Origin of the sequence: Nocardia altamirensis NBRC 108246, assembly GCF_001612685.1 — a bacterium.
In the GTDB taxonomy this organism is placed as follows: Bacteria; Actinomycetota; Actinomycetes; order Mycobacteriales; family Mycobacteriaceae; genus Nocardia; species Nocardia altamirensis.
On sequence record NZ_BDAY01000073.1, the window covers coordinates 1 to 24,088 of the forward strand.

The window sequence follows — 24,088 nt, forward strand, 5'->3', positions numbered from 1 at the left end:
GGCGGCGCTCGACGCGCACGGCGCCGAGCTGCGCCGCATCGAGCGGGATCTGCACGACGGTGCGCAGGCCAGGATCGCGGCGGTGATCATGCAGCTCGGACTGGCCGACCAACTGCGCGAACGTGATCCGGCGGCGGCCGACGGGCTGGTCCGCAAGGCGCAGGACACCGCGACGGCCGCGCTGGCCGAACTGCGCGACGTGGTGCGCAACGTCTATCCGCCGGTGCTTTCCGACCGCGGCTTGGAAGGTGCGATCTCGGCCATTGCCGCGCGCAGCCCGATCCCGTGTGTGCTCGATCTCACCGGGGTGGGCAGGCGGCCGGCCGCGGTGGAGGCGGCGGCCTACTTCGTGATCACCGAGGCGCTCACCAATGCCACCAAACACTCAGGCGCCGAGGGCATTTCCCTGGTGCTCGGCGGGGCGCCCGAACTGCTGACCATCGAGATCAGCGACGACGGCGCCGGCGGCGCGGTGGAGACCTACGGCGGTGGCCTGGCAGGCATCCGCCGCCGGGCCGAGGCGCTGGACGGCCGGATGGTGCTGACGAGCCCGCCCGGTGGCCCTACTGTGTTGCGGGTGGAGTTGCCGTGCGGGTCATGATCGCCGAGGACGACGCCCTGCTGCGCGAGGGCCTGGTCCTGTTGCTGAGCACGGCAGGCATCGACGTGGTCGCCGCCGTCGACAACGCCGACGACTTCCTGACCGCGGTCGCAGCCGATCGACCGGACGCGGTGGTCGTCGATATCCGGCTGCCGCCGACCTTCACCGATGACGGCCTGCGAGCCGCGGTGCGCGCTCGTGAGATCCACCCGGGTCTGCCGGTACTCGTGCTGTCGTCCTGGGTGGAGGACAGCTACGCCGCCGAACTGCTCGGCGACGGCGCTGGCGGCGTGGGGTATCTGCTGAAGGAACGGGTCGGCAAGGTTGACCGTTTTCTCGATTCGCTGCGCCGGGTCGCCGAGGGCGGCACCGCGATGGATCCCGAGGTGATCTCGCAGCTGCTGGTGCGCCGCAGGGCCGACGATCCGATGGCGGCGTTGACTGCCCGCGAGCGAGAAGTGTTGGCGCTGATGGCGGAGGGGCACAACAACGGCACCATCGCCGAGCGGCTGGTGGTCAGCGAAGGCGCTGTGCACAAACACATTCGGAGCATTTTCGCGAAGCTCGGGCTCTCCACGGAGGACGTCGGGCATCGCAGGGTGCTTGCGGTGCTGACCTATTTGAAGGTGTGAGCTGCCCGGACCCGTTGGGGTCCGGGCAGTCTCGATATTCGATCAGTCGTTGCTCGGTCGGCCAAGTCGCATGATTATCGGAATCCGCTGGGGCCCAGTGGATTAGTCCGCGCGGCAGGTGACGTCGGACTCGGGCAGCGTGCCATCACGGAAGTAGGTGTTCACCGCCGAGTACACGCAGGCGTTCGGGTAGCGGCCGAAGATCCAGTGAATCGGCACATCTTGCAAGGTGACCATCCGCGACGCACTCAGGTCCTTGTGCATGGCGACCGCACCGTCGTACGTGGTCCTGGTGTCACCGGTGGACTGCACGATCAGGGTCGGCACCGAATTGCGCACCACCGTGGCCGGTTCGGCGGGCGGCGCCCAGAACGCACACGGCGTGATGTTGTTGGCGAACGCACCGAACACCGGTTGGGTGGCACGCGCGGCCTCGATATTGCGCCAATAGAACTGGGGATCGCGCGGCGCTGCCACGTCGCCGCACAGGATGGCCATCTGCGACGAGCTCTCGTCCGGTTCCGCCTTCAGCGCATGCGTGAGGATGCCGGTCAACTTCTCGTCGGGCCGAACGGCCTTGCCGTCGGCGGCATCGGCGAGCATGCGCACCTGGTCGGACACCATCTCGTACTGCCGCGGGTCGTCCAACCCGACGAACAGCACCAACGGCAACCAGTGATCGTCGATCTCGAATTCGCCGAACCTGATCGGCTTTTCGGCGGCGTGGCGGATCAACTCCACCACGGTGGCCCTGACCTGGGCGCGGGTGGTGCCGAGGCGGTAGGTGCCGTCGTTGGCCGCCGCCCAATCCGCCCACAGATCGAGCGCAGCCTCGTTGGCCGGGCCCATCGCCCGCATCATGCCGACCGTCCCGTACTGGTCCGGATCCACCGAGCTGTCCAACACGATCCGATCGGCGCGGTCGGGGAACATCTGGGTGTACACCGCGCCGAGATAGGTGCCGTACGAGGTGCCGAAGTAGCTGACCTTGTCGGCGCCGAGCAGGGTGCGGATGAGATCCATGTCGCGCGCGGTGTTGCGGGTGGTGATGTAGGGCAGTCTGGCCGCTTCCGTTGTCGCGCAACGCATTGCCAGCTCGCTCTGCATCGCCACGGATTCCGCGAAGCCGGCGGCATCGATGCCTGCCGACTGCAGTCCGAAGCCGCGGGGCCAGTGGCACTTGATCATCGACGAGCGCCCGACGCCGCGCGGGTCCATGCCGATCAGGTCGTAGCGGGCACGCACGTCAGGCGTCATCGCGGCGCCGATATCGACCGTCAGGTCGAGACCGGGGCCGCCTGGGCCGCCGGGGTTGGACAGCATCACGCCCCGCCGCTGCGCCGGGTCGGTGGCGGCCAGCCGGGAAATCGCCACGGTGAGGGTGGCGCCCTGTGGCTCAGCGTAATTCAGTGGCACGGTGACGTCGGCGCACTGCGCGCCTGCCTTGTCGAGTTTCGGGTTGTCGCATGCCTTCCACTGCAAGGTCTGGCCGGTGAAGCGGTCGAGCGCGGACGGCGCCGCGTCGGCTTCGGCGGTGGGTCCGGCGCAGCCGATCAGCCCTGCGCAGGCGGCGAGGGCGGTGACGATGCTCGCGGCGGCCGTCAGTCCTCGGGTGCGTTTCACTGTCTGGTCTCCGATTTCGCTCTGCCGCACCGGAATCGGTGCGGCGGACGGACTGCTTGGGGGGTGTCACGCGCCGCAGAAAGCGGCATCGACTGCGGCGGCGACGATCTCGCTGGTCTTCTCGTCGTCCCCGAGCCGGTTCACGGTCACGGTCACCGCGGTGCCGTCGGCTGCCACACCGTTCCTGGTGCCGAAGCCGGGGATGCTGCCGCCGTGCCCCCACACCTCCTTGCCGCAGGACGCAGGCAGGTGGACCAGCCCGAGCCCGTACGTGGCGCTCGGCATCCGGTCGAAGGATGTTGTCCGCTGCATCTCTGCCAATTGCGCTGGCGCAAGCAGCTTTCCGGCAAGCAGCGCGGTGAAGAACCGGTTCAGGTCGGCGGGGGTCGCTACCATCGCGCCAGCGGCGCCGGCCCAGGACGGGTTGTAGTCGGTGAGATCGAGCTGCTTACCGTTGACGATCTCGTACCCGCGGGCGTGCGGGCCGCGGATCACCGTTTCGCCGGCGGGCGGAAAGTAGGTGTCGCGCAGGCCGAGTGGTTCGAGGATCCGGCGGCTGATCTCCTCGGCGACCGGTCGTCCGGCCACCCGATCGACCAGCATGCCGAGCAGCAGGTAGTTGGTGTTGGTGTAGACCATCTTCGCGCCGGGCTCGAAGATCGGCGGCTGTGCCGCAAGCACCGTGCGCACCAGGTCCGCCGCCTCGAACTGCTGCCAGAACTGGGCTTCGTTGTCCAGTGTCAGTTGCCCCGGCTTGTTTTCCTGGTTGGGGCCGCCGCCGAGGTAGTCCGGCAGGCCGCTGGTGTGCTGCAGGAGTTGGCGCACGGTGACCCGGTTGCCGTCGCTGCCGTTGCCGGTGACCACGCCGGGCAGGTAGCGCTCGATCGGCGCGTCCAGCTCGACCTTGCCCTCCGCCACCAGCTGCAACACCACCACCGCCACGAAAGACTTTGTGTTGCTGCCGATTCGGACCCGACCGTCCGCAGGCATCGGTGCGCCGGTGGACAGATCGCCCGTGCCCGCGGTGTAGACGCGATGGCCGCCTGGCCCGTCGATGACCACCTGGATGCCAGGGATGCCGCTCTGCACCACCTTGTCCATCGCGGCGGCGAGCGCTGCGGGCGGCGTCTTCCCGGTGTCGGCAGGCGCGGTCGAGCTCGCCCCGCCGCACGCGGCCGCAGCTAACATCGCGCCAACGACGACAGCCGAGAGCGTCGCCTTTCCGGAGTAGCGCCGAAATTGGTTCATGAGCAGTGATTTCCTCCAGTTCGAGCCGCAAGCCATGCACGCTTCGGCGACAACTCGAGCCTAGGAATTCGGTTCGCCCGCGCCCATGTCGCAAACACCCGAATGTCGACTACCGCCAGCTGGTGGCGTGTGGTGGCGCTAGCACCACCAAAGACATCTCTGTGGCCCGCGGCAGAACGGCAGGTCGTCGGGCACCGCGACTGTGTTCGGGGCTGAGCGGAAACGGATGATGAATGAAACATGTACATCTGCTGTCTATTTCAAGAACAATCAGAAGAACTCATAGCGTCAGATGCCGCCACATACATGTCCGATACTGAGGGCGAATCAGTCCGAGATCACCAAAATCTCACAAAGTGATTGGTCAAATGTCCGTATCGATGACGTCAGGTCATCAGTGGCTCATCGGTGACGTCGGTCGGCGAGGTCCTCGACGCGGCCGGACGATTGTCTACGTTCTTTACTAGAACGGTCGAAGGTGAGAGAGGGCTCCACATGCTTAAGTTCGCGGTACTGGGCGAGGTTCGTGCCTGGCGAGACGAACTGGAGCTCGATCTCGGGTCCAAGCAGCGCCGAGCCTTGTTGGCGGCGTTGCTACTACGGAGCGGACGATCAGCGACGGTACCCGAACTCATCGACGGTGTCTGGGGTGAGCATCCGACACCGAGCGCGATCGGCGCGCTACGCAACCACATCCTGCATCTGCGCCGGGCGCTCGAGCCGGATCGCCCGTCCGGCGCGCCCGCCACGGTGCTGGTCGGGTTCGGCGGCGGTTATGCGCTGCGCCTTGCTCCCGGCTCGGTCGATGTCGAGCAGGTCGACGACATGCTGCTGGAGGTGCACCCGGATCGGCAGGGCGCGGAGCCACCGCAGGCGGTGGAGCTGGTCCGCGAACGTCTCGATGCCGCACTGCGGTTGTGGTCGGGCACACCGCTGGCCGGGCTGCCGGGGCCCTACGCGGACCGGCAGCGCACCCAGCTGATCGAGCGGCGAGTCACGTTGCTGGAACAGCGCATCGAACTCGATCTGCGGCTCGGCCGCTACACCGAGGTGATCGCCGAGCTGACCCCGCTGTGCGCCGAACATCCTATGCGCGAACAGATTCGCGGATTGTTGATGACCGCGCTCTATCACGCGGGCCGCCAGGCCGAGGCGCTCGCGGTGTACGCCGACACCCGTAAGGTGCTGATCGAGCGGCTCGGCATCGAGCCCGGACAGCAGCTCGCGGAGCTGCACCAACGCATATTGCGCGCGGATCTGCCTGCACCACATCGGAATACCGAAAGCGCGGCGCCTGCGGTGCGTCCGCCGCGGCGCGCGGTCGCCAGGGTCGCGCAGCTGCCCGCCGACGTCGTCGACTTCACCGGCCGCGCGGACATGGTCCGCCGGATCAGCGAATGGCTCACCCGCGCAGACGGTTTCTCGGTGCCGGTGTGCGTGATCGGTGGCATGGGCGGCATCGGAAAGAGCGCGCTCGCGGTGCACGTCGGGCATCTGATCCGGGACCAGTTCCCGGACGGACAACTGCATGTCGACCTGCACGGCTTCGCGGCGGCCCGTGGGCGCGGGCCTGGGGACCGGTCCGGCTCCCCGGCCACCGACACGCTCGGCGACTTTCTGCGCGCTCTCGGTGTGCCCGAGGGTGAGATCGCGCCGACGCTCGCCGAGCGTTCCGCGCAGTTCCGCAGCTTCCTCGACGGCAAGCGGGTGCTCGTCGTGCTGGACAACGCGCGCGACATCGATCAGGTCGCCTCGTTGATTCCCGGCACTCCAGGCTCGGCGGTGCTGATCACCAGCCGCTCGTCCATGCCCGAATTGCCATGCATGGTAGGCACTCTCGGCGTTCGGCTGGACGTGCTCGCCAGGGTGGAGGCGCGCACCCTGCTCGCCGGGATCGCGGGCCTGCGCCGGGTCGCCGCCGAACCCGCCGCGGTGGACAGCGTGCTCGACGCGTGCGGCGGGCTGCCGCTCGCCGTCCGGATCGTCGGCGCGCGGCTGGCGGCGCGGCCGAACTGGAGCATCAGCAGCCTGGCCGAGCGACTTGCCGACGAGAAGCAGCGGCTCGGCACCTTGCGCAGCGGCGACCTCGCGGTCGAGGCGGCCTTCCGGCTCAGCTACGACCAGCTCGATTGTGCACAGGCCAGGGCCTTTCGGATGTTGGCTGTGCCGGAGGTCGCCGAGATCTCGCTGAACGCCGCAGCCGCCATTCTCGGCTCGGATCGGGTGCTGGTGGAGGAACTGTGTGAGTCCCTCGTCGATCTGAACCTGATGGAGACCAGCGCGTCCGGGCGCTACACCTACCACGACCTGCCGCGCCTGTTCGCGCGCGAACTGCACCTCGGCCCCGAGGCGGCCGAGCCGGTGTCCGGTGCGCTGGTGCGGCTGCTCGATTTCTACCTGGCCACCATGAAAAACCTGGTCGTGGTGTGCAATCCGGGGTCGACGCTGCCGGAGTACCTCGGCTCGACCGTCGCGCACGGGCTCTCGTTCGTGGACAGCATCGCCGCGCAGTACTGGCTCGACGCCGAACGCCCGAACCTGATCTCGCTCTACGAGCAGACGGCACGGGTCGGCGGTCCCGCGCTGGAGCGCGCCGCCGATATCGCATGGGCCACCGCGGAATTGATCGACGGCGGCCCGCACTGCCGGGAGCTGTCGCGGGTGCTGAAGAAGCTGCTCGACACAGCGATCCGGGCGGGCAACCGCGGCGTGGAATGCCGGATCCGGGTGACGCTAGGGACGATCTGCTGCTATTCGCTCGGCACGTTGCGTGAGGGTCGCGACCATCAGCGCATCGCGCTGACGCTGCCGCCCGGCTCGGCGAGCGACCTGCGGTTGGTGGCGTTCGCGGCGCAGCTGCTCTCCTCGTCCACCAGGATGGGCACCGAGACCGCGGCGTCGATCGCGCACGCCGAACGCGCGATCCGCTTCGCGCGTCGCGTCGACGATCCGGCGGTCGAGTGCGCCAGCCTGGTGAACATGGCCAAAACACTCTCGGACGCAGGCCAATTCGAGCAGGCGCAGCATCATGCGAGCACGGCCAAGACGCTGGCCGCGAAGATCGGCAACGCCGGGCTGGAAGCGATGGCGACCCACGAGCTCGGGGCGGCCCGCGGCTTCCTCGGCAACCACCAGCAGGCGATCGAGCTGTGCAACGAGTCGGTGCAGCTGGCTCGGCTCAGCGGCGTCGAGCTGCGGGAAGGCTGGGCGTTGGCGCGGCTGGCGCACGTGCACATGATGGCAGGCCAACTACACGAGGCCGAGCCGATCGCCGACGGCGCCATCCGGATGCTCAACCGGGCGATCGGGCCGCTGAGCAGGGCCAGGGTGCTGGTGATGCACGGGCTCATCCTGCAGGCGCTCGGCCGGACCCATCAGGCGTATTGCGTATACCGTTCGGCGGCAGAGGCTTTCGCGCCGATGGGGGACGCGCACGACAGCCACGAACGGCTCGACGGCGAGCTGGAGGGGCCGATCCTCGCGCTGCTGCGCGAACACCTGGACCAGGTGATCACGGAGCGCAACGAGCGGCGTGACCGCGCCGTCGGCGCACCCTCGTAACGGAGACGACAGCAGAAAGCGGGAAGCCCGGAGCCTCGGACTTCCCGCTTCGCGGCGGCTCAGTGGCCGCCCTGGTCCTTCAGCCGCTGCACCGACGCCTCGACCTCGGCCTCGGCCTCGGCGCGGCCGACCCACTCCGAGCCCTTGACGTACTTGCCCGGCTCCAGGTCCTTGTAGCGCTCGAAGAAGTGCTTGATCGCGGCAAGCTCGAACTCCGGCACATCCTTCACGTCCTGGATGTGGTCCCAGCGCTTGTCACCGGCAGGCACGCACAGCACCTTGTCATCGCCGCCCGCCTCGTCGACCATCTTGTACATCGCGACCGGGCGCACCTCGATGAGGCAGCCGGGGAACACCGACTCGGGCAGCAGGACCAGCGCGTCCAGCGGGTCACCGTCCTCGCCGAGGGTGTTCTCGATGTAGCCGTAGTCGGCGGGGTAGACCATGGACGTGTAGAGGTACCGGTCCAGCCGGACCCGTCCGGTCTCGTGATCGACCTCGTACTTGTTCCGAGAGCCCTTGGGGATCTCGATGGTGACGTCGAACTCCACGCCATCTCCTTCGGTGCATCTATAGGCATGAGCAGTAACTACTGCCGACTCGCCAGGTTGTTCGGGGGAACGGTTGCGCAACGAGGATAGTGTGGTCGGCGGGGACATGGGTGCGGCAGGCGGCTGCTGCGGAAATCAGTCGAGGAGAGCTGCGGTCAGTGGTTGGTAAGAACATCGGTGGCTTGGCCTCCCGGCGGCGCCGCAATCTCTGGATCGGCTTCGGCACCACGCTCGCGGTTTTGCTCGCGGCCGGGGTCGGCGTGCTGCTCACAGTGAAGCCGTGGACCGACGAATTCCGGCACGGTGGGTTGACCATCGCGGCGCCGCCCGCGCCGGTGCGGCCGTTCCCTCAGGTGAGTCCGGCGCCCTCGAACGCGCCTGCGCCGAGCCCGGCCGGTGTCGCGGCCGCGCTGGCGCCGGTCATCGGCAATCCGGATCTCGGCGCGTTCGCCGGGCAGGTCACCGACGCCGACAGCGCGACGGTGCTGTGGAGCGGTGATCCGGGCAGGCCGATGATCCCGTCGTCCACGGCGAAGATTCTGCTGACGGCCGCGGCGCTGCTGGCATTGCCCGCGGAGCATCGGGTGAGCACCAAGGTGGTTGCCGGGTCGGCGCCCAACGAGCTGGTGCTCGTCGGCGGCGGCGATCCGACGCTGACCGCCGAGCCGGAAGGCAAGGGGTACTACCCGCACGGACCTCGGGTGTCCGATCTGGTCGCGCAGATCAAGAAGTCCGGCCGGGCCGTCGACACCATCGTGGTGGACACCTCCACCTATGCCGGGCCGACCATGGCGCAGGGCTGGGACCCGGTCGACATCGGTGACGGCTCGATCGCGCCGCTCGAATCGGTGATGATCGACGGCGGCAGGCTGCAGCCGCTTGTCGAATACTCACCGCGCACCCCGACCCCGGCGCTGGACGCCGGGCGACGGCTCGCCTTCGAACTCGGGCTCGATCCGGCGCGGGTCAGGATCGGCGCCGCCGCGCCAGGCGCCGCCCAGGTGGCCGTCGTGCAGTCGGCGCCGTTGCGAGATCGGTTGCGCGACACCATGGTGTGGTCCGACAACGTGCTTGCCGAGGCGATCGGCCGCGAGATCGCGGTCGCCACCGGTTACGAAGCCTCGTTCCACGGCGCGGTCGCCGCGGTGAGCGCCGCGCTGGAGAAGGCCGGATTCGACCTCAGCGGCCTGAGCATGCAGGACAACAGCGGACTTTCGGTGGACGACCGGATCCCGGCCAGGCTGCTCGATCGAGTGATGGCGACCGCGGCCAAGCCGAGCGCCGCGACCGCGATCCAACCGGTCGGGACCATGGCACGCCCCGAAAACGACCGGCTCGCCGCCACTTTGGCTCCGCTGCTGGACGACCTGCCGATCGCCGGTGCGACCGGCTCGCTGACCAGCCGTTACGTCACCGGGAATCGCAATGCCGCAGGCTGGGTGCGGGCCAAGACCGGAACTCTGTCGGTGTCCAGCGCGTTGGTCGGGTATGTGCTCGACGCCGATGGGCGGGTACTGACCTTCGCGCTGATGTCGAACGATCGGCCGCCGGAGGTGAGCAGGCCCGCGCTGGACGCTATCGCGGGCACGCTACGTAACTGCGGATGCTCGTGACGGGTGGTTGACAATGCAGCGAGAAGGTTCCGACCCAGGTGATCATGGGACCGCGTCCGGCGCCAACGGGGCCGATCGCGGGGGTGTGTCAGATCCGGATGCTGCAGGTCGGCCTGCGCGGGCACGCGGTGCGGTGGCGGATGTCACCGCGGACGCGGTCGAGAAGCCGACGAGTCATTCCGGGTTCGCCGGCGCCGTCGATTGGCGGCTCGCCGCGAAAACCGGTGCGGCCCTTGTCCCGTCGGGGCCACGCACCTCGCGCTTCGCGGCCGAGCAGGTCGTCGCCGAGCTGGCCGTCGCCTCCGAACGGGCCGAGGGCCCGGTGCGCGAGGTCAGCGGGCTCCTCGACGACAAGCCGGTGCCCGCCGCGCGGATCGTCGACCGGCCCGGCTGGATCGAGGCGGCCGCCGCCTCCATGTCTCAGCTGACCGGCACCGAGGGCGAGACCGGCGAGCGCGGACTGCTGCAAGGCAAGCCGGCGGGCGTGCAGGCGGGCGCGATGCTCGCCTTCCTGTCCACCGCGATCCTCGGTCAGTACGACCCGTTCACCGGGCCCGACGGCACCCTGCTGCTGGTCGCGCCGAACATCATGGCCGTCGAGCGGGCGCTCGGCGTCTCGCCGAGCGACTTCCGGCTCTGGGTCTGCTTGCACGAGGTGACCCACCGGGTGCAGTTCTCGTCGGCGCCGTGGCTGGCCGACTACATGCGCGCGAATGTCGAGGTGCTCGGCGAGGTCGGCGACGAGCCGCTCAACGAGATGCTGCAGCGACTCCTCGAGGAAGTGCGTGACCGCCGCCGCGGCACCGCCACCGACGATCCATCGGCCCGCGGCGTCGTCGGCCTGCTGCGCGCCACCCAGGCTCCGCCGCAACGCGAGGCCCTCGACCGTCTGCTCATGCTCGGCACCCTCCTGGAAGGCCACGCCGACCACGTCATGGACGCCGTCGGCCCCGCCGTCGTCCCGTCGGTCGAGCAGATCCGCGCCGCCTTCGACCGCCGCCGCAAACGCCCGACCAACCCGGTGCAGCGCATCATGCGTGCGCTGCTCGGTGTCGACGCGAAGGTCGCTCAGTACGTCCGAGGGAAGGCCTTCGTCGACGCCGTGGTCGGCCAGGTCGGCATGGCCGACTTCAACACCATCTGGACCGACGCCGAAACGCTGCCCCGCCCCGAGGAAATCGAAGCCCCCGAACGCTGGGTCGCCCGCGTCCTCGGCTGACCGCTGCCGAAGTTCCGCACCCGTTCTGTGCACTCGCACCCGCTCGGGACGCCCAGAACCGGTGCGGATCCACAGAACCGGTGCGGATCCCGAGGGCTCGCACCCGTGGTCGTCGTGGGAGGGTCGGTACGCTGCGGGTATGAGGTCGGCGCCGGGGGAGCGAGCGGGGGCGCGGCGGTTGCCGGAGACCCCTGCGGTGTTGGCGGTGCGGCAGGCCGTTCGGTCGTGGGCTGAGTGGTGTGCGCCTGCCGGTGCGGTTGCGGTGGCGTTGTCCGGTGGGGCGGATTCGTTGGCGTTGACGGCTGCGGCGGTGGTCGAACTGGGGACCGTCGACGCGCTGGTGGTCGATCATCAATTGCAGGCAGGGTCGGATGCGGTTGCCGCCGATGCGGCTTCGGCGGCGTTGGCGTTGGGGTGCCGATCGGCGCGGGTACTCGCCGTGCAAGTGGGACGGGACGGGGGAGTGGAGGCGGCGGCGCGGCAGGCCAGGTACGCGGCGTTGGATGACGCGCGCGACGGTCTGCCGGTATTGCTCGGGCACACGCTCGACGACCAAGCCGAGACGGTGCTGCTCGGGTTGGCGCGTGGCTCCGGTGGCAGGTCCATTCAAGGGATGGCCGAGTGGGCCGAGCCGTGGGGCAGGCCGCTGCTCGAGGTGCGGCGGGCACAGACCCGTCAGCTGTGCGTGGATCTGGGGTTGGCGCCGCACGAGGACCCGCACAACACCGCGCCGGAATTCACCAGGGTTCGGCTGCGCACCGAGGTGTTGCCGCTGCTGGAGGAGGTGCTCGGCGGCGGGGTCGCGCCTGCTCTTGCCCGCACCGCCGCACAGTTGCGCGACGACGGCGCGGTGCTCGACGCGTTGGCCGAGGAGTTGCTGCACACCGCCAGTGATGGCGCGACTCTCTCGATCGAGACGCTCGCCACTGCGCCGCAGGCGCTGCGCCGCCGGGCGATCCGATCCTGGCTGCTCACGGGCGGGGCGAAAGCACTGACCGGCAAGCATTTACGGGCGGTCGACGAGCTGATCACCGAGTGGCGTGGCCAGGGCGGAGTCGCCGTCGGCGGCGGACAACCGGACAGCAGGTTGGTCGCGGCGCGCGAACATGGCAGGCTGACACTGCGGCATGAGCGTCAGGCCCGAAGCGGTAGCGAAGCGTGACCACGCAGGGCCAGGGAAACGTCGCCAATGTTGCTCAGTCTGCGCCGGTTGATCGACCCACCAATGATCAGCCGTTCGGGAGCGAAAACCACGGAAGGGAACAGCTGACGTGTACGGGGACGACATCGCGTCGGTGCTGATCACCGAGGAAGAGATCGCCACCAAAACCAAGGAGCTGGCCGAGCTCATCGCCAAGCGTTATCCCGCCGATGCCCCCGAGGGCGACCTGCTGCTGGTAGGCGTGCTCAAAGGCGCAATCTTCTTCATGACTGACCTGGCCAAGGCGCTGCCGATCCCGACCCAGATGGAGTTCATGGCCGTCTCGTCGTACGGATCGTCCACCTCGTCTTCCGGTGTGGTTCGCATCATGAAGGACCTGGACAAGGACATTGCCGGCCGCAATGTGCTGATCGTCGAGGACATCATCGACTCGGGGCTCACCCTGTCCTGGCTCAAGCGCAACCTCTCCACCCGCAACCCCGCCTCGCTGGAGGTGGTGACGCTGTTGCGCAAACCGGACGCGCTGCGCACCCACGTCGACGTCGCCCATGTCGGCTTCGACATTCCGAACGAATTCGTCGTCGGCTACGGCCTCGACTACGCGGAGCGCTACCGCGACCTGCCGTATATCGGCACCCTCGACCCGAAGGTCTATTCCTGACTCGCGCGTTCCCGCACCCATGACCTGGGTGCGGGATGTCGGCTAGCGGTCCGGGAGGATGCCGAAAATGGTGGCGGGCGAGCCGGATCCGGCGCGATAGAGCGCAGCGCCGACGAGTATCCACGCGCCGGTCGCCGGTAGCGCCGCGAGGTTGGCCAGGCATTCCAGGCTGATGCGGTGCTCTCGATAGAGCAGCTTGGACACCGCATAGGTGTCGTCGATGCCGAGATCGGGGCCGAAGGTGTCGATGCCGAGCGCGCCACGGTGGCCGAGCCTGCCGGTGTGCAGCAGCCATTCGACCGTCTCGACCGCGAATCCCGGTTGGTGGCCGGCGGATTCGCCGGTGCCGAGGAATTCCGGGGTGCCCCAGTTGGCATCCCAGCCGGTCCAGGCGATCACCGCGGCGCCGTCGGGCATGCGGCCGTGCCTGCCCTCCCAGCGCTTGAGGTCGGCGACGGTGATGGCGTAATCGCGGTCGCGCGCGCACGGTTCGCGGACGTCGATCTTCACGGCGGGCAGCAGCAGATCGTCCAGGTCGAGCTCATCCGCGCCGAGCTCGTCGGCATGGAAGTGTATCGGTGCGCCCCAATGGGTTCCGGTGTGTTCACCCTGCTGGATGTAGCGCAGGTAGTAGCCGTCGTTGGCGACGGTGGCCACGATGTCGGTGCGGAACTCCGGGTCGTCCGGGTAGAGCGGCGTGGTGGCCGGATCGTGCACATGCGACAGGTTCACCAGTCGCCCGAACGGCCGCGGCGAGGTCATCGCGTGCGCTGCGGAATGGTGCGGGCGAGCGCGAGCAGGTCGGCCTCCAGCAAACGAAACATCCGGTAGGTAACCACGAATGCCAGAATGCCACCCACGCTGAGCGCGCGCACCGGAACGATCACCAACCCGAGATCGTTGGCGTCGACGAAGGTCGCGCTCGCCACGCCGAGCAGCGGCACCGACGCGGCCGCCCCGAGATAGAAGTTGGCGCGCCTGGCCAGGTTTCGCAGCTGTCGTTCGTCGCCGGGCCCGATGCCGCCGCGCGCAAGCAACCGTGGATAGACCGAGCGGACGGCGAACAGGGCGGCCGGGAAGAACGGGTAGGCGAGCACGATGACGGCACACACCACCTGCGCGGTGAAGAAATGCAGAAATGTCTTGGGCGGCAGCTCGATTCCGGACAGGGCAAGCCAGGTCGGCCCGACGATCCCGGCGATCATCCAGACGGCGAACGGCACCAACACGGCCCAGTCGCCCATCAGCAGGGTGTCGCGGCGCGCCTTGGCCAGCGTGCGCGCAGAGTATTCGCGCCCGCGCGCCAACCGGTATTCGACGGTCAGTACGCGCCGGGTCAGGTAGATCAGCAGCATGGCGCCGATGGGAAAGAAGATCAGATTGTGGACCAGGCCGATGGTTTCGAATTTCTGCTGGTCCACCGCCGACATGCGATCGATGATGAGGGACTGGTTGAGCCGGATGTTGTACACGCTGGCAAGCACGTTCGGCACGCCGATGCACACCGCTGCCCACGGAACCAGCCAGCCGCGCGACCGATAGGCCAGGCTGGTCGGCGACGGGTCGACCAGCTCACGCGCGTGGGCGTCGAGGCATAGGTCGAGCTGTCCGGCCAGCTCACTGCCGTTGCGCCAGCGCCGTTTCGGGTCGGCATGCAGACATTCGAGCAGGACCCGGCGCAGGGCGGCCGGGGTGTCCGCGGGCAGGCGCGCGAGCGCGTCCGCGCTGACTCCCGCACGACGCTCAGCGAGCATCGTCGAGTAGATGTCGGCGGCCGTCGGACCCGGCGCATCCTCGAAGGGAGTTGTGCCGGTGAGCATTTCCCACAGCAGCACGCCGAGCGAATAGATATCGCTGCGGGCGCCGGGTGCGGGCGCGGCCGGGTCGAGGAGCTTGGCCAGCTGTTCCGGCGAGCGGTAGGGCAGCGAATGATCGGTGCGCTCGGTCGAATCCGCGGCAGCAGGTCGCGGACCTGCTTCGCGCAGCGCGAAATCGGCCAGCTTCGGAATGCCCTCGGCGGTGAACAGCACGTTCGCCGGTTTGATGTCGTGATGCAGCACGCCATGGTGGTGGGCGTGGTCCAACGCGTCGGCGAGCCGCCTGCCCACCCATGCCACCGTCTCCGGCCAGCTCAGTCCCTCGATCTCGGCGCGCACACTCGAATCCGACGGCCGGATCTCGCCTTTCGCCTCCATTGCCGCGTCGATGGCGCGCAGCAGCAACGCGCCACCGGCGGACTCCGGACCGATCCGCCGCTGCTCGAGCACGCCGATCGCGGTGCCGCCGGGGAGGTATTGCATGTAGACCAGCCGAGGCTCGGCCGCGGTGTGCAGTGCCTGTTCGGCCGACTCCGGTGCGCCCAACACCCGCTGGTCGAAGACGCGCACGATATGGGGATGGTCGAGCTGCGCCATGGTGTGTGGCGCGCCGGCCCGGCCCGCCGAAAGCCGCACCGCGACAAGCCGTTGCATGGATCGCTGCCTGGCCAGGAAGACTCGGCCGAGCACGCCGCTGCCGAGGTCGGTGAGCAGGTCGAAGTCGTCGATCCGGTGGCCGGGCGCCAGATCCGCAAGTGCCGCAACCGCTTCGGTGGTTTCGGCGATGCCTGCGGAGGTGTCGTCGATGGCGAACGCGGCAAGACGCGCGCGCACCTCGGCGGCGAGATCGGGGTACTCGGCGAGGAAGTCCTCGATTCCGAGCGCGACGGTGCGGCGCCTGGCCAGGAACTCCTCGCACGCCAGGTCCGCCAGCTCCGGACTGTGCTCGACCTCGGGAAACTCCTTGCAGTATTCACTGATTCGTTTACCGAGCGACGCGGCCCAGCGGGCCCGCAGGTCGATCCGGACCAGATCGGTCAGCACCTCGACGCGCGCCTGCGCGCCGTCGGGCACATAGTCCGCCAGCGACGGCGGCACGAATCGTGTGCTGCGCAGGCTGCGTTGCCACTCGGCGGTGAACCTGGCGACTGCATCGACGTGCCCGCTACTCACGTGGCGGTCTCCCGTACCGGGGGCACGCCCCGGTTCCGTGTCATCGCCGACGCCGAATTCTTTCCCACCGATTCCGGCGAGACCACTCGCTCCAACGCGCGCAGATCCGCCTCCAGCGCGCGGAACAGCAGGTAGGACACCACAAACGCGACAATACCGCCTGCGCACAGCACCCGGACGGCGAAGATCACCATCGGGATGTCGGCGGGCGGCAGGAAGGTCACGCCTGCCACCGCGAGCAACGGCACCGACGCGGCCACCGCGAGGTAGCCGTTGCAGCGCCGATCGAGGCCGCGCAGCCACACCGCGTCCTCGGCGCTGATATCGCCGTGCCGGAGGAACAGCGGATAGATGCAGCGCACCATGTAGAAGGTGAGCAGGAAGAACGGGTAGGCCACCGCCATCGCGCCACACACCACCAGCGAGGCCAGGAAGTGCACGATCGCACTCGCCGGGAGGTCGCCGGTGACCAGCTGCAGTGCGATGGGGAAGACGAACCCGGACAGCACCCACAGCGAAAACGCCACGGCCACTGCACGATCGCCGAGCAACAGCGCATCACGCCTGGCATGCCGCAGCGTCTCGGGGTCGTAGCGTCTGCCCTTGGCCAGCCCGTGTGGCACGGTCAGCAGGTAGCGCGACATGTACACCAGCAGCGCGATGCCGAGCGGGAACGACACCGCGTTCACCACGCCGGTGATCACCACGAAGCTGTGCTGGGCGTCCTTGGGGAGCCGGTCGATGATCAGGTGCTGGTTGTGTTGGATGTTGTACAGCGAGGCAAGCACATTCGGCAGTCCCACCGCGAGCGCGGCGACGAGCAGCCGCCACGGCCGCAGGCGCAGTCGCCAGCTGTTCGGCGCCGGGTCGACCAGCTCCCGTGCGCGTGCGTCCTGGCACAGCTCCAGTTGTCTGGCCAGCACGGCACCGGAGGCCCACCGCCGCGCGCGCTCGGGTTCGAGGCAGGTGAGCAGCACCCGCCGCAGCGCGGCGGGACAGTCTTCGGGCACGCGTTCCAGCGCGGCCGCGTCCACCCCACCACTGCGCCGCTCGAGCATGGCCTCGAGCGTCGTCTCGTCGCCTGCGCCACTCCCGCCCGCGGTGCTGTCGTCGAATGGTTTGGCGCCGGTGAGCAATTCCCACAGCACAACGCCGAGCGAATAGATGTCGGCGCGGGTATCCAGATCCGCCGCGGTGCGGTCGAATCCGGGATGACAGGCCTCCAGCTGTTCCGGCGACATATACGCCAGCGACCCACCGAAATAGGCGACCGGGCTCGTCCCTTCCACATTGCGGCTGAAGCTGATGTTGAAATCGGCGAGTTTCGGCACCGCCTCCGCGGTCAGCAACACGTTCGCCGGCTTCACGTCGCGATGCAGCACGCCCTGCGCGGACGCGTAGTCCAGCGCCTCGGCCAGCCTGCGGCCGAGCCAGGCGACCGTCTCCGGCCAACTGAGCCCGGCGATCTCGGCGCGCACACTCGAATCCGTCGGGCGGATCTCGCCTTTCTCCTCCATCGCCGCGTCGACGCCGTCGAGCAGCAACTGGCCGTTGCGTTCGGCGGGCGGGGTGGCGCGCACCCAGCGCAGCACGTCGAGCAGCGTGCCGCCGGGCAGGAACTGCATGTAGAGCAGTCGCAGCCTGCGTGCCGTGCCCGCCTCGGCGTCGTCGAGCAGGCGCTGGTCGAAGACGCGCACGATGTAGTCGTGGTCGAGTTGGGCCAGCGTCTGCGGTTCGGTGCCGTGGTCGGCGGAGATCTTCACCGCGACCAGCCGCTGCAGCGAGCGCTGCCTGGCCAGGAAGACGCGCGCGAACGCGCCGCTGCCGAGCCCGGTCAGCAGGTCGAAATCGTCGATCCGCTGGCCGATTTCGATCCGGTCCAGTGCGGCGAAGTGGCCTGGCCGGGTGGGGATCGTGGTCGGCGCGGACGTCATCGTGCCGGTCGGCACGGAGGTCATCGTTCCGGTCTGGTCGGCGGTCACTCGGGTCACTGACGCTCGGGTCACTTCTGAACTACGAAGCGCCGTGGCCGTCTGGTTCAATTCGCTTTCGACGAAGGTGGCCTTGATGCGGGTGAGTGCCGCGATCGTCGAATCCTCCAGTGCCGCTCGCCTGGTGCTCTGATCGACATCGTCGGCGTTGAGCAGCGCGCGCAGTTCGGTCGCCTGGTGCGGATATTCGCGCAGGCATTCCCGAGGGTCGACCCGTTCGCCGCTGTGCCTGCGGATGACGAACTCCTCGTACACCAGACCCGCCGGGATGATGCCTGGTTCGAGTTCCGGAAATTCGGCGCAGTATTCGGTGAGCCGTTTGCGTGCCGCCGGTTGCTCGGCCCCCGTGCCGAGCATCGTCCTGCGCAACCAGCGATGCCGAAGATCGACTCGGATCAGCTCGAGCAGCGCCTCGGTGCGCAGGGTGTGTGCGTCCGGCAGGTACTCGGCTATCTCGGGCGGCCGCTGCGCGGATTCGGCTGCGGTGTCCGCCCACGCGGCGGAGAACGCCGCAACCGCGCTGAATTCGGCGCTGCGCGAGAGGTCGCCATAAGCGACACCGGCAGGGGTGGAATCGGAACTTCTATCGGAGTTGGCACTCATTCCCGGACCTAGTGGCTCAGCGGATACCGCGAAATCCGCACTGGTCGGTCGTAGGAGGTAGCGGAGAAATTCCCGCCACACCCGACGCCATCGTCCCCCGAGCAGTATTCGAAATGATAACTTGCGGCACAACAGCGATCACCCGAATTCGACAACGATGCGACGGGGGATGACCAGCACATGTTCAACAAGGCCACAGCGGTGGCGGACGGCTCGCTCGCTTCCGAAACCGCTGCCACCGAGAATTCCGCGCAGACACCGACAAGCCACCCGGCTGTCGCGAAGACGCCAGTTGCGCAGCAGCCGACGGTCCGCCGCACGGTCGTCGCCCAGGCACCGCCGAACCACGTCGATCGAGAACTGCCTGGCACGGGCGAACCAGCTGTGGACATCGCCCGCGCCACCGCCACTGCGATCGCGGCGGGCGTCAGGGACGGATCGCTGACCCCGACCGAGGTGGTCGACGCCGCGCTGGCCCGGATCGTTGCCGAGCACCGGATCACCAATGCCTTCAGCGTCATTCGCACCGAGAAGGCACGAACGGAGGCCGCGGCGCTGGAGCAGCGGTCCGACCTCGACGTGCTGCCGCTGGCCGGCGTGCCGATCGCGATCAAGCACAACATCCCGGTGCAGGGCGAGACGATGCGCGCAGGTTCCGCCGCCACCGACGCCCGTCCGGTCGCCGACGATCATCCGGTGGTGCGCAGGGTGCGCGCCGCAGGCGCGGTGATCGTCGGGCTGACCACCGTTCCTGAACTCGGTCTGTGGGGTACCACCGACAGCCCGGACCGGATTACCAGCAACCCATGGAATGTCGCCCGCAGCGCCGGTGGCTCGTCGGGCGGCGCGGCCGCTGCGGTCGCCGCCGGGCTCGTCCCGATCGCGCACGGCAACGACGGGCTCGGCTCGGTCCGCATCCCCGCGGCCTGCTGCGGTGTCTTCGGCATCAAGCCGGGCCGCTACACCGTGCCCGCGGAGATCGGCGTCGACGCCTGGTCCGGCATGGTCGAAAACGGCGTGCTGGCAACGACAGTCGCCGATGCAGCGCTCGCGCTATCGGTGCTGGCCGCCCGGTCGGACCTAGCCGAGGTGGACCCGCCTGGTCGACTACGCATCGGACTAGCCGTGGCTCCGCCGTCCCGCCTCTTTCCTGTTGATCGGCAATGGACCAACGCCGCCCGCACCGCCGCCTCGGTGGCCGCCGCGGCCGGACATCTGGTCGAGCCGACCGCGTTGCCCTACGGCGACGCGATGCTCTCGCTCTTCTTGCGCTGGTTGGTCGTCGGCTCCCGCGACGGCGCGGCGCTACCCCATCCCGAGCGGCTACAGCCGCGCACCCGCCGCCACCTCGCGCTCGGCCGCGCGGTGCAGCGACTACGCCTGGTGCGCCCGTCTCAGGTCGATCGGGTCGAGACCCGACTACTGGAATTCTTCGAACGCTACGACGTGGTGATCACGCCGACGCTCGCAGGCCCGCCGCCGAAGGCGCGGGCATGGCACACCTGCGGCTGGCTGCTGAATGTGCTTGCCGGCATGCGATTCTTCCCCTTCGCCCCGCTGTGGAACCTGGTCGGCTGGCCCGCCGCTTCCCTCCCGATGGGCATGCACTCCGATGTCGGAACGCCGGTGGCCGCCCAGTTCGCGGGCCCGCCTGGCAGCGAATCCACCCTGCTGCGGTTGTCCGCGCAAATAGAGGCGCTGCACCCGTGGCGGCGCACCATCAACTGAGCGGCGTTACGCGCTGACGGCGGGTTGCTGCTGTACCGAGAACCCGCCGTCGGCCGCACGGCCCGCGAATTCAAGGATGGTCGGCCTGGTGTCGTCGGCACGCCACGCGACGGCGAGCTCGCACGGCGCGAGCCCGGCGACCGGTCGGGCGGTGAGCCCGGGCCAGCGGTACATGGGCACGTTGTTCTCGGCGAGCAAACAGACGCCGAGGCCGAGGCTCACGGCCTCCAGCTTGTCCTCCGGGGTCGCCGCCTCGGCGCCGATCTTCGCCGGGCGGCCGTTGCGTGCGTCGTTGCCGAGCCAGAAGTCGCGCACCGCACCGGCTTCGGTGGGCAGCGCGATGAACGGCTCGTCGAGCAGGTCGGCGAACTCGATGGCTTCCCGGTCGGCCAGCGGGTGGTTCTCCGGGAGCAGCACCCAGCGCGGCTCGGTGCGCAGCACCTGCCAGCGGTAGCGGTTCGGGTCGGGCAGCGGCAGCCACACCAGGGCCAGGTCCGCCTGCCTGCCGGACAGACCGCTGGACGGGTCGGTCCACGAGGCCGCGTGCAGGGCGAGCCGGTGGCCGCTCGCGCTCTCCAGGTCGTTGAGCAGTCCGCGCCCGAGCGCGGACTGGATGCCGACGCGCAGCACCTCGCCCGCCTCCTGCAGCGAGACGTTGGTGACCTCCCAGAGCTCCAGGATCTTGCGGGCGCCTTCGAGCAGTTCCTTGCCAGCGACGGTCAGGGCGACGCTGCGCTGGTTGCGGTCGAACAGGACAACGTCGAGCTGACGCTCCAGCTGCCGGATCTGACGCGACAGCGTTGGTTGAGCGATGTGCAGCCGCTGGGCGGCGTTGGTGAAGTGCAGTTCCTCAGCGACGGCGACGAAATACCGCAGGTCGCGCAAATGCGGGTCCATAGCCCCTTGCTATCAGAATCGGTCCTGAATTTCCAGCCTTATCAGGCCAAAAAGTTCGGATACGGGCATCAAAACATTCGACAGGTTTGTTAGGGACAGCATATTGCCTGCGATGGTGTGATGCACCATCGACTCCGCGAATGTTCGGCTTCCGCCCCCTTGTGCCGCCCTCGAAAACAGTTGGGCGCGTGACCAGCATAGATGATCGTTAAGGTGTGCTGTACGGCGGTGGAACGACCGATCGGGATGGTTGCCACTCAGCTGCTGATGGCCCGCTTCTGACCAGTGGGGAGTCATTTGTACCCTCTATAGTGATTTTCGTCACAAAAAGGTTTGTATTGCCGTTTGAATTGCTCCCAAACGTGCGAAAAGCGCTGCGGCCGTGGACGAATCCACGGCCGCAGCGCTCGCTTCGCAGCGACCTGCCCACCGGTCAGGCGCTGCGTGCCCGGTCCTCGTACGCCTTGCGCCGGTCCGAATCGACATCGTCGAGGAACGCGCGACCCGAACCGAGCGCCCTGGCGATGCCGTCACCGACCGCCTCCGGCAGCAGCCCGACCAGCTGCGAGACGAGGCCGGCCACCGCGGTCACCCTGACCTTCGACTTCGGCGCGACGATCAGCGCGACGATGGCATCGGCGATCTCCTCCGGCTCGGCGGGCCGCAACAACTTCGGCGCCGTGACGCCGGAACCGAGCTCGGTGTTGGTGAGCGTCGGCAGCACCGAGGAGAAGTGCACGCCCGAGCCCCGGTACTCCTCGCGCAGGGTGTCGGTGAACCCGAGCACCGCGTGCTTGCTCGCGTTGTAGGTGGCCAGGCCGGGAATGTGCGTCTCGCCTGCGAGCGAGGCGATGTTGATGACATGCCCGCGCTGGCGCGGCAACATCCTGGCCAGGCCGAGCTTGGAACCGACAATGACGCCGTAGACGTTGATGTCGAGAATCCGGCGAGTGAGCTGGTCCGGCTCGTCGACGAACCGCCCCGTCGGCATGATGCCCGCGTTGTTGATCAACACGTCGATCGGGCCGACGGTGCGCTCGACCTCGTCGAGGAAGCTCTCGAACGAGCCGGTGTCGGTGACGTCGAGCCTGCCGTAGTGCTCGAAGCCGCGGGCAGTGCCCGACTCCTTGACGGTGGCCTCGTCGATATCGCCGATCGCCACCTTGGCGCCGAGCGCCTGCAATGCCGTCGCGGTGGCCAAGCCGATGCCACGGGCACCGCCGGTGATCACGACGACCTTGCCGCGAACCTTCGAAGCAGCTGTCATCACTGCGCCTCGCTGGCGCTCGGCTCCGCCATGACAGGGGGTGCTGTGTCTTCGGTTCGCAAGCTCACTTGTTGTCTCCCTTGAGTTTCAGAACGGCAGGAATATCGATGCGGCGCAGGCCGCGGGCACCGGCGGCGCGCATGGCGCCGACCGCGAAGAGCAGCTTGGGCATCTGGTACGGGAACCAGAACAGTTCCTTCTGCTGGGTCGGCAGGATCGGCGTGGTGATCGCCTGCTGGCGGCAGTACTTGCGCACCCCGTTGGCGCCGCCCCAGCGGGCGCCGACACCGGAAAGACCCCAACCGCCCATCGGCAGCGCGAAACTGAACAGGTTGGCGAAAACGTCGTTGATGTTGACCGCGCCCGCGTTCAGCTGCCTGGCGACCCGATCGCCGCGTTCCTTGTCGCCGGTCCACACCGTCGCTGACAGCCCGTAGATCGAATCATTCGCCAGCCGAATGGCTTCCGCCTCGTCGGCGACCTTCATCACCGGCAGGGTCGGCCCGAAGGTCTCCTCGGTGATGCACGACATCGTGTGATCGACATCGACGAGCACGGTCGGCTCGAACGCGGTGCCGAACCCGGCCCGCTTGCCGCCGGTCAGCACCTTCGCGCCGGCCGCGACCGCCTCGTCGACGTGGCGCTGCACGATGTTCGCCTGATTCTCGTTGGCCAGCGCGCCGACGTCGTGCTTGGACTCGCGGTCGTCCAGGCCCTGGCGCAGCGACTTGACGTTCGCGGTCAGCTTGGCCACGAACTCGTCGTAGACCGGCGCCTCGACATACACCCGCTCCACCGAGATACAGACCTGGCCCGAGTTGAACATGCCGCCGAACGCGATGCCGTGTGCGGCGCGATCCAGGTCGGCGTCGGCGAGCACGATGGCCGGATCCTTGCCGCCGAGTTCCAGGCTGTAGGGCACCATCCGCTCGGCGCAGGCCACGGCGATCTTGCGGCCGGTCGCGGTCGAGCCGGTGAACTGGATGTAGTCGGCGTTGGCGACGACGGCGCCGCCGGTCGCGCCTGCGCCGGTGACCACGGCGAAGACCGGCGGGGCGCCGATTTCGGCCCAGCCCCTTGCCATTTCGAGCGCGGACAGCGGCGTCACCTCGGACGGCTTGAGCAGCACGGCGGCGCCGGCGGCCAGCGCGGGGAACACATCGAGCGCGGGCATGGCCACCGGGAAGTTCCACGGCGTGATCACGCCGACCACCGGGTAGGGCTTGTACACCGTGGTCAGCTTCTTGACCCTGGCCAGCGGGCTGTGCGGTGACGGATGATCGTCGGCGAGGAACTTGGCGGCCCGGCGCGCGTAGTAGCCGACCAGGTCGGTCGCGAACGCCGGATCGATGAGCGAATCCACCCGTGGCTTACCGGTTTCCGACTGCACAACGTCGGCGATCTGCTCGGTGTTGTCGATCAGCCAGTCCTGGAACTTCAGCAGCCATTCCTTGCGGCCGTTCGGGCCGATGGCCTCCCACTCCGGCTGGTACAGCCGCAGCTCACGGACCTTCGCCGCGACCTCGTCGGCCGTCGCCACCGGCACCGTGCCGACCAGTTCGCCGGTGCCGGGATTGTGGACCTCGAGCACGGCGGGATCGGTCGTCGGCGCGCTCGGTGCCGTAACCGCCTGCTCCGCAACCGCCTTCGGCGGCGTTGCCTTCTTCGGTGCGGTCTTGCGCGCGGGTGGCTTCTTGGTCGCGCTCGCCGCTGGCTCGGTGTTGGTCACGCTGTTCTCCCA

Annotated in this window: 17 protein-coding genes; 8 read left to right on the forward strand and 9 right to left on the reverse strand. The window is 68.5% G+C overall.

Going from position 1 to position 24,088, the window contains the following annotated elements; genetic code table 11:
* Together NA11_RS32560 and NA11_RS32565 are read left to right on the forward strand one after the other, a co-directional pair.
* Positions 1-601, forward strand: a 601-nt coding sequence (locus NA11_RS32560; protein WP_245746340.1) for a sensor histidine kinase, incomplete at its 5' end; no start/stop codon positions are given.
* Positions 589-1,233, forward strand: a complete 645-nt coding sequence (locus NA11_RS32565; protein ID WP_069165890.1) for a response regulator — start codon at positions 589-591, stop codon at positions 1,231-1,233. The genes NA11_RS32560 and NA11_RS32565, both read left to right, overlap by 13 nt.
* Before the next feature lie 102 nt (positions 1,234-1,335).
* On the opposite strand, the gene NA11_RS32570 is transcribed toward NA11_RS32565, so the two are convergent.
* Positions 1,336-2,856, reverse strand: coding sequence for an alpha/beta fold hydrolase (locus NA11_RS32570; RefSeq protein ID WP_069165936.1), 1,521 nt, complete (start codon positions 2,854-2,856; stop codon positions 1,336-1,338).
* Positions 2,857-2,922: 66 nt separating this feature from the next.
* The gene (locus NA11_RS32575; protein WP_069165891.1) at positions 2,923-4,104 is read right to left on the reverse strand and encodes a serine hydrolase domain-containing protein; all 1,182 of its coding nucleotides are present in this window, start codon (positions 4,102-4,104) and stop codon (positions 2,923-2,925) included.
* 495 nt (positions 4,105-4,599) lie between these two features.
* Between NA11_RS32575 and NA11_RS32580 the strand changes: the two genes are divergently transcribed.
* Positions 4,600-7,665, forward strand: coding sequence for an AfsR/SARP family transcriptional regulator (locus NA11_RS32580; protein ID WP_069165892.1), 3,066 nt, complete (start codon positions 4,600-4,602; stop codon positions 7,663-7,665).
* 59 nt (positions 7,666-7,724) lie between these two features.
* Here the strand turns inward: NA11_RS32580 and NA11_RS32585 are convergent, their stop codons facing one another.
* Positions 7,725-8,216: an inorganic diphosphatase gene (locus NA11_RS32585; RefSeq protein WP_069165893.1), complete on the reverse strand. Its 492-nt coding sequence runs from the start codon at positions 8,214-8,216 to the stop codon at positions 7,725-7,727.
* 173 nt (positions 8,217-8,389) lie between these two features.
* Between NA11_RS32585 and dacB the strand changes: the two genes are divergently transcribed.
* The 4 genes from dacB to hpt all read left to right on the forward strand — a co-directional run bounded on the left by dacB (position 8,390) and on the right by hpt (position 12,871).
* Positions 8,390-9,829, forward strand: a complete 1,440-nt coding sequence (gene dacB / locus NA11_RS32590) for a D-alanyl-D-alanine carboxypeptidase/D-alanyl-D-alanine endopeptidase (protein ID WP_069165937.1) — start codon at positions 8,390-8,392, stop codon at positions 9,827-9,829.
* Between the two features lie 85 nt (positions 9,830-9,914).
* Positions 9,915-11,048: a zinc-dependent metalloprotease gene (locus NA11_RS32595; protein ID WP_439957122.1), complete on the forward strand. Its 1,134-nt coding sequence runs from the start codon at positions 9,915-9,917 to the stop codon at positions 11,046-11,048.
* 139 nt (positions 11,049-11,187) lie between these two features.
* On the forward strand, positions 11,188-12,210 hold the full coding sequence (gene tilS / locus NA11_RS32600) for a tRNA lysidine(34) synthetase TilS (RefSeq protein WP_069165895.1): 1,023 nt from the start codon (positions 11,188-11,190) through the stop codon (positions 12,208-12,210).
* Positions 12,211-12,319: 109 nt separating this feature from the next.
* Positions 12,320-12,871: a hypoxanthine phosphoribosyltransferase gene (gene hpt / locus NA11_RS32605; protein WP_069165896.1), complete on the forward strand. Its 552-nt coding sequence runs from the start codon at positions 12,320-12,322 to the stop codon at positions 12,869-12,871.
* A gap of 42 nt (positions 12,872-12,913) precedes the next feature.
* Here the strand turns inward: hpt and NA11_RS32610 are convergent, their stop codons facing one another.
* The 3 genes from NA11_RS32610 to NA11_RS32620 are packed head-to-tail and all read right to left on the reverse strand — an operon-like array spanning position 12,914 to position 18,455.
* Positions 12,914-13,633: a cyclase family protein gene (locus NA11_RS32610; RefSeq protein WP_069165897.1), complete on the reverse strand. Its 720-nt coding sequence runs from the start codon at positions 13,631-13,633 to the stop codon at positions 12,914-12,916.
* On the reverse strand, positions 13,630-15,861 hold the full coding sequence (locus tag NA11_RS32615; protein ID WP_069165898.1) for a protein kinase domain-containing protein: 2,232 nt from the start codon (positions 15,859-15,861) through the stop codon (positions 13,630-13,632). The genes NA11_RS32610 and NA11_RS32615 overlap by 4 nt, the downstream gene beginning before the upstream one ends.
* Complete coding sequence (locus tag NA11_RS32620) at positions 15,858-18,455, reverse strand: serine/threonine-protein kinase (protein WP_084655252.1); 2,598 nt, start codon at positions 18,453-18,455, stop codon at positions 15,858-15,860. Before NA11_RS32620 ends, NA11_RS32615 begins: the two co-directional genes overlap by 4 nt.
* Positions 18,456-18,635: 180 nt before the next feature.
* Between NA11_RS32620 and NA11_RS32625 the strand changes: the two genes are divergently transcribed.
* Positions 18,636-20,183, forward strand: coding sequence for an amidase (locus NA11_RS32625; protein ID WP_245746341.1), 1,548 nt, complete (start codon positions 18,636-18,638; stop codon positions 20,181-20,183).
* A gap of 6 nt (positions 20,184-20,189) precedes the next feature.
* On the opposite strand, the gene NA11_RS32630 is transcribed toward NA11_RS32625, so the two are convergent.
* The 3 genes from NA11_RS32630 to NA11_RS32640 all read right to left on the reverse strand — a co-directional run bounded on the left by NA11_RS32630 (position 20,190) and on the right by NA11_RS32640 (position 24,076).
* Positions 20,190-21,080 carry a LysR family transcriptional regulator gene (locus tag NA11_RS32630; protein WP_069165899.1) on the reverse strand — a complete coding sequence of 297 codons (891 nt, stop codon included), beginning with the start codon at positions 21,078-21,080 and terminating at the stop codon, positions 20,190-20,192.
* A gap of 433 nt (positions 21,081-21,513) precedes the next feature.
* Positions 21,514-22,347, reverse strand: coding sequence for an SDR family oxidoreductase (locus tag NA11_RS32635; protein WP_069165900.1), 834 nt, complete (start codon positions 22,345-22,347; stop codon positions 21,514-21,516).
* 64 nt (positions 22,348-22,411) lie between these two features.
* Positions 22,412-24,076 carry an aldehyde dehydrogenase family protein gene (locus tag NA11_RS32640; protein ID WP_084655253.1) on the reverse strand — a complete coding sequence of 555 codons (1,665 nt, stop codon included), beginning with the start codon at positions 24,074-24,076 and terminating at the stop codon, positions 22,412-22,414.
* Positions 24,077-24,088: the final 12 nt, after the last annotated feature.